The organism is Halocatena marina, assembly GCF_023276375.1.
Taxonomy (GTDB): domain Archaea; phylum Halobacteriota; class Halobacteria; order Halobacteriales; family Haloarculaceae; genus Halocatena; species Halocatena marina.
The window spans coordinates 40,360-51,636 of record NZ_JALLPK010000004.1; the positions used below are offsets into that span (position 1 = coordinate 40,360).

Annotated in this window: 8 protein-coding genes; 2 read left to right on the forward strand and 6 right to left on the reverse strand. The window is 48.4% G+C overall.

Annotation, left to right across the window (positions count from 1 at the left end; translation table 11 throughout):
- Positions 1 to 914 precede the first annotated feature (914 nt).
- Entirely contained in the window at positions 915 to 1,913 is a 999-nt protein-coding gene (locus MW898_RS23095; RefSeq protein ID WP_248910629.1) for a hydroxyacid dehydrogenase, read from the reverse strand.
- Positions 1,914 to 2,688: 775 nt separating this feature from the next.
- Here MW898_RS23095 and xacF point away from each other — a divergent pair.
- On the forward strand, positions 2,689 to 4,137 hold the full coding sequence (gene xacF / locus MW898_RS23100; protein ID WP_248910630.1) for a 2,5-dioxovalerate dehydrogenase: 1,449 nt from the start codon (positions 2,689 to 2,691) through the stop codon (positions 4,135 to 4,137).
- A 173-nt stretch (positions 4,138 to 4,310) separates the two neighbouring features.
- Here xacF and MW898_RS23105 read toward each other — a convergent pair whose 3' ends face one another.
- The 4 genes from MW898_RS23105 to MW898_RS23120 form a co-directional block, all read right to left on the reverse strand.
- Complete coding sequence (locus MW898_RS23105) at positions 4,311 to 5,480, reverse strand: mandelate racemase/muconate lactonizing enzyme family protein (protein WP_248910631.1); 1,170 nt, start codon at positions 5,478 to 5,480, stop codon at positions 4,311 to 4,313.
- Positions 5,481 to 5,808: 328 nt separating this feature from the next.
- Positions 5,809 to 5,991: a hypothetical protein gene (locus tag MW898_RS23110; RefSeq protein ID WP_248910632.1), complete on the reverse strand. Its 183-nt coding sequence runs from the start codon at positions 5,989 to 5,991 to the stop codon at positions 5,809 to 5,811.
- Positions 5,992 to 6,115: 124 nt separating this feature from the next.
- Entirely contained in the window at positions 6,116 to 7,174 is a 1,059-nt protein-coding gene (locus tag MW898_RS23115; RefSeq protein ID WP_248910633.1) for an ABC transporter ATP-binding protein, read from the reverse strand.
- Positions 7,171 to 8,115, reverse strand: coding sequence for an ABC transporter ATP-binding protein (locus MW898_RS23120; RefSeq protein WP_309242264.1), 945 nt, complete (start codon positions 8,113 to 8,115; stop codon positions 7,171 to 7,173). The genes MW898_RS23115 and MW898_RS23120 overlap by 4 nt, the downstream gene beginning before the upstream one ends.
- A gap of 392 nt (positions 8,116 to 8,507) precedes the next feature.
- Between MW898_RS23120 and MW898_RS23125 the strand changes: the two genes are divergently transcribed.
- Positions 8,508 to 8,741 carry a hypothetical protein gene (locus tag MW898_RS23125; protein ID WP_248910635.1) on the forward strand — a complete coding sequence of 78 codons (234 nt, stop codon included), beginning with the start codon at positions 8,508 to 8,510 and terminating at the stop codon, positions 8,739 to 8,741.
- Between the two features lie 247 nt (positions 8,742 to 8,988).
- Here MW898_RS23125 and MW898_RS23130 read toward each other — a convergent pair whose 3' ends face one another.
- Positions 8,989 to 11,106 carry an ABC transporter permease subunit gene (locus MW898_RS23130; protein ID WP_248910636.1) on the reverse strand — a complete coding sequence of 706 codons (2,118 nt, stop codon included), beginning with the start codon at positions 11,104 to 11,106 and terminating at the stop codon, positions 8,989 to 8,991.
- Between the last annotated feature and the right edge of the window lie 171 nt (positions 11,107 to 11,277).

Below are 11,277 nucleotides of genomic sequence, written 5' to 3' on the forward strand. Positions count from 1 at the left end.
CCGTCGTATTTCACTGACGGAAGGAGGTGGAGTCGAAGAAGTCCTTTTGCGATAGGCAATTAAGTGTAACGTCACCTGTCACAGTGTTAGAAGACTATAGAAAACACTCGAAAAACCCTTGGTTCAACTGAGAACGAATATATTTCGTTCTCGCTGGAAACGAATTTGACTTAGTGGGCTATTCACTCCCAAACCTTATTAAGTTAATGATCATGTGACATACATCGAACAACACAGACCAAATATAAATTATCTCATGTCAATAATTTACTTCTACAATGTTTTCCCCTTAGCTTCTCGATGGTACGTCGGAAACGTGGGGTGGGTGTCTCCGTGATTCTCTATGCTCGAACGAATACAATGGTGGGATCCGACAGAATCAACGAAGTTCGAAATACGTTCAACCCGTTCTCCAAATGCAACACGCAAGTAGTCGTCCTCGATCATGAAGAGCGTATTACGAGCAGATCTATACTTTCTTGATCAACACAAAACAATCAACACGAAATATCGTACAACGACGCGATCAGGTTTCGAGTTGGTGTCTTGAAAGATGCTGCTGGTGAACTCTATGTAATTTCGCTACTAACTACGAGATACTGAATGAAAACACTCACTCTCCTATAGCTATTGCTATAGCTCGTCCTATAGTCCTGAAAACGTACGTTTGAGCGCCTTCATTAGGTATCTCAGACTAGGTCTGTCTTATCGACTCATTAGAGAACACTACGATAGCCGCAGGTATTACTCAGAAAAACTGTGTTTCGGCCGTTATCCGTTGGGTCACGTGCTTACTCCACGGTCACTTATGGCAAGGAATCAATGATTGACTCGCATCCAAAGATATCGGTAGTGGCAATTCTTTTCGAGAGAACGTTACATAGTGGTTCAACACAGCTGATCTCCGTGCCTCTCTACTGTTCAGTCATGAGTTTGTACTGCTTCTTCGGAATCTCATGTTGCAACGCACGGTTTTGTTTGAAACGGCTGATTTCATCGACCATAGTACTCGTGAGCGGCTCTCTGATCGCCGATCCAGCCATATGAGGTGTGAGAATAACATTCTCAAACTCTCGTAATCTATGGTTTGCTGGGAGTGGTTCTTGATCAAAGACATCGAGTACAGCCGATATGCGCCCTGTTTCAAGCTCACGGATAAGATCTTCAGATTCGATTATCGATCCCCGAGCCGCATTAATCAGCAGTGAGTCGTCCTGCATTAATTCAAGTTTAGGCTCATCAAGTAGGTGAATCGTTTCGTCGGTTTTCGATGCGTGAATAGAAACGATTGAAGATTCTGTGAGCACCTTCTCGAGATTCACGCGAGTAACAAACTCATAGTCAGCGATTCTCGCATCCGAAATATATGGGTCGTAGACGAGAACTTCGACATCAAATGGAGCCAAGAGATCAAGTAAGTACTCTCCGATGGTTCCAAGTCCAACGAATCCGACTGTTGTTTCAAAGAGCGAGTCAATTCGTGTTGGTCCTCGATCCCACTCACCGGCTTTCATTTCTGCATCGATAGCAGGGATATCCCGGAGTGATGATAATATACTCCCCAGAATGTATTCAGCGACAATCTTTGCCATGACGTCATTTGCGCTACATACAGTGATACCCTGATCGTAGGAATAATCCGACACATATGGTGCAACACTTCCACCGACGTGTGCGATAAGCTCTAAGTCTTCAGCCTTTTTAAGAACATCTTCGGTCATCTGAGAGGACTTCCACCCCGTGATACACACTTGTTTGCCGGGAAGCAGCGATTTCAGTTCGTCCTGTGTTAATGGTTCTGTCCCCGAATTCCACGTTACAGACCCTAAGTCATTGAGACGATCTCGGATTGTATCATTGAAGAACGTCTTCAGTCTCGAATGCTGATCTGGAATTGTGACTAAGATATCCATTATGGATTCACTCAACTAGAGATTGCAAAGACGAGTAATTAAAAATTGTGCCGCGTTGACCGGGAAGTGAGCACGAAATTAGATTCCGGATTAGCATACTTGATAGGCAATGAAATTTTCTCGTTGGACACGGAGTTGCTTCCCTCACGGATCACACTGAGGTTCTTGAAGTAGCCGAGAAATTCCTCAAAAAGTAGCGCTGCATTGTGGGCTACCATGGATCAATGACAGCGTTGACACGCATGATGTACTTCGCTTTGCGGACCAAAGCATCGAGGTGTACAAAGAATTGGGACGTACTTACTTTATAGAGGAATTTCACTGTCGAAGGCTGTGTATGGATGCCTGCAAACAAGCACTAAAGAGTACGGGATCTGTAGTGTTTTTCTCTAAACAACTGTTCCGGTATGTGGAATACACTCTGAAGTATCTTTCCTCTTGACAAAGAAGAGCTGACGATATTTACAGTCGTAACACCGTAATGGGTAGTTACAACACTATAGATGTAAACTTTTCCGAGAAGTCGAGTATTAGCGGAAAACGAGTGGTCGCTGTTATTCCTCTATATGGAAATCCCACCTATTAGATGGAGGATATACTGCCTCTATTCTAATACGTCAAAAAATCGCTACTCATCGGATTTCGCAGGGCTAGTCCAGTATCGAAGGGAAATCAACTGAAAAACAACGAACTCAGCCCACAAGCTCAGTCGTGAGGTCCTGACTCTATGCCTGTACCGTAAGAATGGTAATACTGGATTGTGAAACAATATTTGATGACGGAGAGTACGAAAAACTACGTCAACGGTGAGTGGGTCGTTTCAGAAACCGGCGATACTTTTGACGTAGAGAACCCCGCGAATCCGAACGAAATCGTCTCGCGATATCAACAGTCAAATTCCACTGACGCTGCCGTTGCTGTCAGTGCGGCTGCCGAATCACAAGACAGTTGGAAAAACACACCAGGACCCGAACGTGGGCGGATCCTTCGTGAAGCCGGAACTGTTCTTGCTAATCAGAAGGAGGGCTTGACTGGATTGTTGGTTTCCGAAGAAGGCAAATCCTACGCTGAAGCAGCCGGAGAAGTTCAACGAGCGATCGATATTTTCCATTACTTTGCAGCCAAAGCTGCTGATCTTGGAGGGACCGTAAAAGGATCAAGTGGAAAAAATACCACTCTCTATACACGGAAAGTACCGGTGGGAGTCGCCGCTCTCATTACGCCATGGAATTATCCAATTGCAATCCCTGCGTGGAAACTCGCTCCGGCACTCGCTGCAGGCAATAGCGTCGTTCTCAAGCCAGCTTCGGTTGCACCGGGCCTGTCCCTCAAAATTGCAAAGGCACTGGATGAGGCGGGGCTTCCTGCTGGTGTCCTCAACGTAGTCACTGGTCCCGGGAGGGAAGTCGGATCTGAGTTCATTGAGAACGAGTCCACTGATGCTGTTTCATTTACCGGTAGCAGTCAGGTCGGCCAGACAGTGTATGATCAGGCAACCGATGCTGGAAAGCGCGTCCAAACTGAACTTGGTGGAAAGAATCCCACCGTTGTTACTGGTTCTGCTGATCCCAGTAAAGCGGCTGATATCGTAGCTACAGGTGGGTTTGGTACTACTGGACAGTCCTGTACCGCGTGTTCACGGGCAATTGTAGACAGTGCGATTCATGATGATTTCGTTGCTGCACTGATCGACCGGGCAGAGTCGATAGATATCGGGCCTGGAAGCGATCATGAAATGGGACCGCAGGTAAGTGCAAACGAGCGAGATTCCACCCTCGAATACATCGATATTGCTGTTGAGGAAGGTGCGACGCTCGCTGCTGGGGGTGGTGTTCCCGATGGAACTGCTGTTGCAAACGGGTACTTTGTGGAGCCAACTGTCTTTACTAACGTAGACTCCGAGATGCGAATTGCTCAAGAAGAAGTGTTCGGCCCCGTAATCTCCGTAATCGAAGTCGATGACTTTGATGGAGCGATCGACGTAGCGAATAATGTCCAATATGGTCTTTCGGCAAGTGTCGTTACCGAGAGCCACAATGAAGCAAACCGCTTTATCGACGAGGCTGATGCCGGGGTAGTGAAGGTCAACCAGAAAACGACTGGACTCGAGCTTCACGTGCCGTTTGGTGGATTTAAACGCTCTTCATCAGAAACGTGGCGTGAACAAGGTGATTCAGGACTCGACTTCTATACAATCGAGAAAACGGTTTACGACAGTTACTGAGCAGTATACTCAATCACTGATCCCAGACTGTCCTCATCATACCTAATCCGGTGACGATAGATGGGGGCACGGGAATACTAATAATTCGGCTGAGGAAATTCTTAGATTTGCAGTGGGATAACAACCGATACGTCCAATAAGGTTTGCTCACCAGCGGTGGCTAGAGGAATTCCTCAGGGATCATCTTCGAGTCGAAAACGGTCTACGGTATTCTCGTCGACATTGATACCGAGCCCCGGATCACTGGGGACGGCGAGTTCTCCACCAGTTGGGTCGAGTGGTTCGACCAACAGTTCCTCGCGAATTGGGTTCTCACTTCGGTCGAATTCAAACAACATCGGGTTGGGAAGCGCTCCCGCATGTGGATATGAAGGAATAGATGCAGCAAAGTGAAGTGCGGCGACAAGACCGACGCCACCATTCCAGACGTGTGGTCGGACGACAACATTCTCAGTAGTGGCGAGTTTCGCAATGAAGCGCGCCTCTGAGAGTCCTCCACAGTGGGTAACGTTGGGCTGGACAACGTCGATCAGTCGGTCGTCGATCAACTGCTTAAATTCGAACCGGTTAAAGTGCGCCTCGCCAGCAGCGATCGGCACATTAACACGTTCGGATAGTTCACGGTAGCCAGATAGATTTTCTGGAGGAACCGGCTCTTCGGCCCAAGTGATGTCATATTGCTCAATCGCGTTGATTGCTTTTGCAGCCTGCTTGGGTCGATAGTTACCATTGAAATCAACCATTAAATCTGCATCCTCACCGAGAACGTCTCGTGCCGTTCGAACCCGTCGGATGTCGTCATCGATACCACACCCGATCTTGATCTTGGCCGCGGTAAATCCCTCTTCAGCAGCTTCTGTCATTGGGGTTTTAGGGTCCTCTCCCCACTCAGTGATGTACATTGTCGAGGCATACGGCACGACCTCAGAGGGAACAGAGCCATCTATGAAGACGTCAGAAGAGGACGTCCCAAGCAGACGGGAGATGGGTTCGCCGACGGCTTTTCCCTTCAGATCCCACAGAGCGATGTCTGCAGCACTTACTGCGCTATGGACGACGGGTCCACGACCGAAGTGATAGTCACCGGCGTAAAGATCAGTGGTCAGCGTCTCGACAGCGTGCGGTGACCGTCCAACGATGTAAGGTGCGACAATTTCCTCAATAGCGGTTGCGATGGTCCGAGGAGGTGCGAACGCCTCTCCCCATCCCACAAGTCCGTCACGGGTTTCAACGCGGACGAGCGTCGCTGCGCGTGTATCGGTAATACCACGCGACCCGCCAAACCGACGGCCTTCTGGGAGTGAGTACGACAGCGGAATTGCTTCTATTGACGCGACTTCCATATCTACGGAAATAATCGTATACTACAAATAACTACCTCTACCTTTCCAACATAATACGAGACAAGCACTCACGAAAGCTATCTGCTGCAGGTTACCATCGTGTCTGAAAGCCCCTGTTCTGTGGAGACATTGTTCATCACGTCCGCGTTTGCAGCAGCATTCGATTGAACCGAGGAGTAGCCGATTGCACTCATTGTACCGCTCGTGTATCACTCAACTCGTCTCTTGTCGATCTCAACACCCAATCGAGGCACATCGGTAACCGCGATGCATCTAGTCGGGAGTAGCCACACAGCAACAGAAGCCATTCGTCGATGAACAAGCAGACCTATACTGTCCCTCGAGGGGCCCGCTTCAGTAACTCGTAGGCAAATGGGATTGCAAGGATATATACGAAGCCAAAGAACGTACCTGCCGTTTTCCCGAGATTCAGGTACGTTGCTACGGAGATAACAATTCCCAATACAATGATAAGCGCGATTCGGGCGGGTATTCCTGTGATCTTCACCATCTTCCAGTCAACATTATCTACAGAGCATAAAAAAACACCGGTTAAGTAACAAGATATTGTTGGAAATGCAGATTTCGAAATGGGCGCAGAAAGTGCTATTCAATAGTCAGGGATAGCTTCACCCCTATGTTCCTTCCAGTGGTTCGCTATCCCAGTATTCATGATCTGAATCTGCACGATAGCAGGTGACCTCTCCTCCATCGGAGGTATCGAAAGTTGGCGGATATTCTTTACACATCGCTCGGGCATCGGGACAGCGCGTATGGAACCGGCAACCTGATGGTGGATTCTCCGGATCGGGAATATCGATTGACCGTACTGGCGGATGTCCTTGCATTTCACTATCGAGTTCAAGTTCAGGAGTCGCCCAATTCAATACTTTCGTGTACGGGTGGGTAGGGTTATGGATGATCTGGTCGACCGGCCCAATCTCCACGAGCTTCCCAAGGTACATCACACCGATCCGACCTCCTGCTTTTTCAGCCAGATACCGTGCGTTGGAAAGGTCATGTGAGATGAAGAGGTAAGAGGTATCGAATGCATCTTGCAGTTCAAGCATGAGATCCATCATCTCAATCCGTAGGGAAACGTCCAGAGCAGAGATTGCTTCATCGGCAAGGATTAGCTCCGGATCCATCAACAATGCACGAACCAGAGCAACTCGCTGAGCCTCACCCCCTGAGAGTTGGTGTGGGTATCGGTACGCAAAATCTGATGGTGGCTTCATGCCGACCCGATCAAGCATTGCCAGAGCACGAGCTTCCCGTTCCTCTCGAGAGAGAGTTGACTTCCACTTCTTCAGCGGCCGCGTCAGTGATTCTATCACCCGTTTATTTGGATTGAGCGAGCTCCCTGGATTTTGGTGAATCATCTGAAGCGATCGGCGGATTTGACTATAACTAACACCGTCGGTGATTTCACCACGACGAGTTTTCCAGAGGTCTTGATTCCGGTATGTAACGCTCCCGTTTGTCGGCTCTTGGATACCGATTGTCGTCTTCCCAAGGGTCGTTTTTCCACATCCACTTTCTCCAACGAGTGAGACAACGTCATTCTCGCCAATGTCTAAACTGACACCGTCAACAGCCCTGACTGTCGTTTCGTCGTCGAACAACCCAAAAGGATTACTCTCAGCGCCAAAGTGGACGTCAATATCGTGAAGTGAGATCAAAGGTTCACTCATTGGTTCACCTCTTCTCCCTTTTCGAGGGAGAATTGAACTGATTTGCGTGCTTCTTCCGGATAGAAGCACGCGACCCGATGATTATCCGTTATACTCTCCAACACTGGATCTTCCTCTGTACAGTGATTGCTCGCAATTGGGCATCGGTCATTGTAGGAACAGCCAATAGGAACATTCGCTGGATTTGGCGCTGATCCCTCAATTGGTCGCATTTCTTCAAGTGGTGCGTGTGTATTTGGTGTTGCACGTAACAACGACCGTGTATACGGATGCGATGCTGATTGGAGCAGTCGGCTCGTCGGCCCGACCTCAACCAACTCAAATGCATAAACGACTGCTAGTCTGTCCGCCAACTTTGCGACAAGAGGCAGGTCGTGAGTAATAAACACCATCGTCAGGTCGTATTTCTGTCCAATTTCGTTAAGCAAGGCGATGATTGACTGCTGCATCAACAGATCAAGCGCTGCAGTGGGTTCATCCATCACAAGGACATCCGGTTCGAGAAGTAGACTCAACGCAATGAGTGCACGCTGACTCATCCCACCGGAGAGTTCGTGGGGATACGCATCCAAAACACGATCCGGCTCAAGATACAGATCCGATATAAGCTGACGAGATCGTTGCATACCTTCCTTAAGATCTCTGTCGTGAGCCTCAAGAGTTTCTTCGAAGTGTTCTCGGATCCGCATTGTTGGATTGAACGAGTCCATTGCGCCCTGGAATACCATCGCAATTTCCTCCCAACGGAGTTCACGTAATTGGTCTTCCGAGAGATCTAGAATGGAGACCGGTTCTCCATTGGTCGGATGATACGTTACCGACCCTGTTGTGTGACCAGGCTCTTCGACTGCATCAAGCAATGAGGAGCCAAACATCGATTTGCCGGAGCCTGACTCTCCAACAATCCCGAGAACTTCTCCCCGGTTGATGTCAAGGGTCACATTGTTGAGAACTTTCAATTCTCCGGTTGATGATGGAAATTTAACACTCGCGTCTTCAACCTCAATAATTGTGCCCGTATTGTCTTCTCCAGAATGGTCTGATTTCTCTGAGACTGCCGTCATCGTTGGTTACCCAGTAGCGTTTGATCACTAATCCAATTCTGTTCCAAGTCTGAACTTACGAAGGACAAATAAGTTAGCATACCTTATGATTAGATATGGCTTCTATAATTTAGGTTCTTCGGTGTATTCTCCTCCCAAACGACAGTTGCATGAGTAGGAAGCGGTAACATCAAAGTCCACGATGGAACTGCAATCACTATACTATATCTGCATCAGAACCGATTCCAGACAACCAAATTGCTAAATCACTGCGGCTATATGCAATTGACATGCCTGATTTCACAGACCTTGCAGATGTCCTTTGTTCATTCAAACAACTGGTTTGGGTTGTTATCGCTCTAACCACGACACTCCTCATATTGTCGGCATTTTCGGCTTTCATCGGTGGTCTCTCAGAGGGGGCAATGGTTGTCCTTACACTCTCAACAGCAATCAATGGAAGCTCACTTCTAATCGGAGTGGCCGTGTTGTTACTTTGTCGACGCCACGACCGACCAATCTGATACGTAAGTGCTAAGCCTTTGTCCTCGATTAAGCGTGGCGAGCGTGGCGGACGGGGATCCATTTCGTAATGGCCAGCTCCTGAGGTACGAACCGAGTGGACGGCGTGTGATACGTTACCGGAGAAGTCGCTGTGGGTTCGTGAACACTCGTGTCGGGTTGTAGATTCACAGCAGATCTGGATGGAGTAGATCATTCGTGTGAAGGTGACTGGGAGGTCGTAAAGAATGGCGTGACAGATGAGGCGATTTAATCTGAAGTGCCGACAATTTTACCGCTTGATTCAGATTCTTCGACTGTTGTGGACCCAGATTCAGAGAAGAACTTGGTTCTCAATCGAGGGTTGAACACACGGTCAGCACTCTGTGCGAGTAACAACGAACCGAGCGAAAGAAGCACAACTGCAAACATTGGCACGAGCACGATATGGGCTAATTCCGAGTTGTACAGTGCTGCTGTGCCACTGACCGCATTTGACATCATGACACCCCAGTTCGGAGTAATCCCACCCAGTACGCCGAGATAGTACAGCGCAACTGCTTCGAAGATAATCCGTCGAGTCGCGCTAACGAAACTGACCGAGATATAAGGCATTAGGTTCGGCAACAAGTCGACACGGACGATGGACGAGGTAGAAAGTCCCATCGTTCGAGCAGATTCTACATACGCGGCGTCTCTGAGCGTGAGAACTTGCGAACGCAATGCCCGTGCAAGTCCTGTCCAGTTGTTAATTGCAAGGATGAGACCGATAAAGTATGGATTTGTAGTATCTAAGAAGAATGTGATCACGATGACAAGGGGTAGCCCTGGCAACGTAAGGAGGGTGTCACTGAGAGTCATCAAGAGTCGATCGACAATGCCACCAATGTAACCGGACACAAGGCCGACGAGTACACCAATTGCAGTCGCGAAAACGGCACCAGAAGCGATCATCTTCAGAATATATGGGGTTGCGTGGACAGTCTGGGAAAACAGCCCCTTACCGGTACGGTCAGTGCCCAACGGGAAGGCCCAGTTGGTAAACGGTTTGAGGAACCGATCGTCCACTGGCGCGGTTGAAGGTTCTGGCACAACCATCACGCCAATGGTCCCTAGATAGAGTATCGCGAGCAGAATCGTCAAACCGACACGGCCTCGCCAGTCTGCTAATAGCACTTTGGCAGGTACAATAACCGACTCAGTAACAAACCGACGATACCGTTCAGTCTTGTTTGGTGTCTCTTGTAGATATTGCTCTGTATCGAGGATGAACTCTTTCTCGGAGCCTGCACTTTCGGAATTGTCTTTTCCAGTCGCTTGCGATGGGAGCGTACTAAGCCGAGCACGGATCTTGGTGATCAATTCGCCAGCTGAAACGACGTTGGAGTACGTCTCGCGTTCACCTTCACTGCCGGTCCGTGGGTCAATCAATCCGTACGTAAGATCCGCAATGAAGATTCCAACAATAACTGCAATTGCAATTACCATAAACGTACCCATCATTAATGGGTAGTCACGTGCCTCGATTCCCTTGAACAGGTAGAACCCAATTCCTTGATATCGGAAGATTTCTTCTAAAATCACGGACCCGCCGAACACTGCACCAATAGAGAGAACTAAATGAGTATACATTGGAAGGATTGCATTACGACCAACGTACCTGAGTGCAATTCGTCTTGAGGAAAGCCCTCGAAGGCGACCTACATGGAGATAATCCTTTCCAAGGATCTGGATGCTGTTCCCACGCATCCCCAAAGCATAGCCACCTGCCCAAGTAAGGATAATCGACAGGATTGGTAACAGAGCATGATAAAGAACGCTCACCAAGAATGCTACAGTCCAGCCTGGTTCGAGGGCTTCCCCGTACCGACCGCCTGTTGGGAAGATACCCCAATAATATCCCAGATAAAAGACGAACACTAGCGCGAATATATAATACGGAACCGACTGAGTGAAGATTGCGCCCAGAGACAATGACGAGTCGAATCGCGTACCCTCCTTATACGCCATGATGGCACCGAGAGAGATCCCCACGATGAATGCCAATGAAATTGAGATGGACATAATGAAAATTGTCCAAGGCAATGCCTCCGCGATGATTTCCGAAACCGGAGACCCAGTCGAAAGCGAAAATCCGAGATCCCCCTGTACGAGCGAGGACATGTAGTTGATATAACGCTCGTGTAGTGGTAACTGAGGATTGATATTTAAGTATTTTTTCATAAGTTCGATCTGTTGGGCCATATTTGGACGTCCCCGAAGTTGTGCCCGGAGATACGTGAGAGGCCCACCAGGTAGTTTCTGTACGAGAACAAAAGCGAGATTGACAACGATGAAAATTGTCAAGACTGCCTGAAGAATTCTCTTTACTATCCACTTTGGTATCATCTGTACCTATTAGTCACGACTCTATGTAATAAAAATGGCGGAACGAGGTATGATCCCATATCACGAAATCGCACGGCGACTGTGGAATGAAGGATGGAGTATCCTTGGTGTTTATTTATACGGAATTGGCTAACCTGCACACTGAGAATGACGTCCAACGATCACACGAAT